The following is a 1,258-nucleotide window of genomic DNA, read 5'->3' as shown; positions in this document are numbered from 1 at the left end:
GTCTTCAGAATACTTTCTTTAATTGGAGAAAAGTACCATGCAACAACTGAATTTATTCACTGAATCAACCCCAGTTTTACCTATCACTTACTACCCCGATTTCTTAAGTCAGGAACTTGCAAACGAACTCTACCAACACTGCTTGAAACTGGAGTGGCAGCAGAACCAAATCAGGATCATGGGTAAAACAATGCCTGTCCCCCGCCTGGAGTGCATTTACGGGGACTACGGCTGCGATTATCTCTACTCCAACAGCGTATTTTTGAAACCCCTGACTTGGACAGAAAAACTCGCTTACTTGCGGGACAGAATCACTGCGCTAACTGGTTACAAATTCCGTATCGTCATCGGAAATCAGTACCGCAGTGGACAGGATTCGATTGGCTGGCACTCCGACAATGAGCAATCAATGGGTATAAATCCAGCTATCGCATCAGTGAGTCTGGGATCATGTCGCAAATTCCAAATCAAACCGAGAAATGGCAAAGCAACGGATTTCTGGCTGGAACACGGCAGTTTGCTTGTGATGCACCCTGGCTGTCAGTCTACACATCTGCACCAAGTCCCCAAAACCAACAAAGTTGTTAGCACCCGTATCAATCTGACTTTTCGACCGCACACCGGAGGCGGGAGATAACGCTGTAGCTGGCTATTGAGGATTTCATAGCCAGCACAAGCTCTTCACTTTAATTTTAACCGGCGGCATGGGTGCAATGCCGCTTCATTTCCATGCGTCAAAAAACAGAGGGAATATGCGTATAATCGAATCTGATTCTCAAGCTCTACACTTACAAGAGTGGCTCAACAGTAGAGTTGACGAAGAAATCTTTCATCTGAATGTGCGGTCGCTGTCTGGCACCGTCCCCTACGAATACCTGCTCTACAGTCCCAAAATCTCCCGTCGCAATGATGGACGATTGCGCGATCGCGATTTGAAGAAATACCAGCACATTGAACTAGGCGGCTGGTGGTGCAGTGGGATTGACCCCCTCAACGAATACGTCCTGATGATGTGGGGCTGTTTCAAACCCGACCATCCCCGACGTGACCGCCAGAAGATCCACAAGTTCATCAAGTATGAACACCCATTTCGAGAAGAGACACGCGCTTTCTTCCTCCTAGTGCCGAATCGCATTTGGGTGAAAGTCTCCAATCGTAGCGGTGTCCCCATCACCGAAGAAGACTTGCAGCATCCTGGTGGATTTTGGCACTGGGTTTGGCAGCATAATGTACCAGTGACAATTGTAGAAGGTGTCAA

General features: G+C 47.9%; 1 protein-coding gene and 1 pseudogene. Both read left to right on the top strand.

Features of this window, described 5'->3' with window-relative positions:
• The first annotated feature begins 37 nt into the window (after nt 1-37).
• Entirely contained in the window at nt 38-637 is a 600-nt protein-coding gene (locus CDG77_RS34980) for an alpha-ketoglutarate-dependent dioxygenase AlkB family protein (RefSeq protein ID WP_094333664.1), read from the top strand.
• Nucleotides 638-752: 115 nt separating this feature from the next.
• Nucleotides 753-1,258: pseudogene (locus tag CDG77_RS34975) on the top strand (plasmid replication protein, CyRepA1 family); the annotation flags it as partial.

The organism is Nostoc sp. 'Peltigera membranacea cyanobiont' 213 (genome assembly GCF_002245975.1).
Classification (GTDB): domain Bacteria; phylum Cyanobacteriota; class Cyanobacteriia; order Cyanobacteriales; family Nostocaceae; genus Nostoc.
Note: the sequence above shows the minus strand (reverse complement) of the source record. Positions and strands in the feature narration are given on the sequence as shown.

Coding starts and splice junctions, on each gene's coding strand:
- CDG77_RS34980 (WP_094333664.1), top strand. CDS start 38: ATGCAACAACTGAATTTATTCACTGAATCAACCCCAGTTTTACCTATC.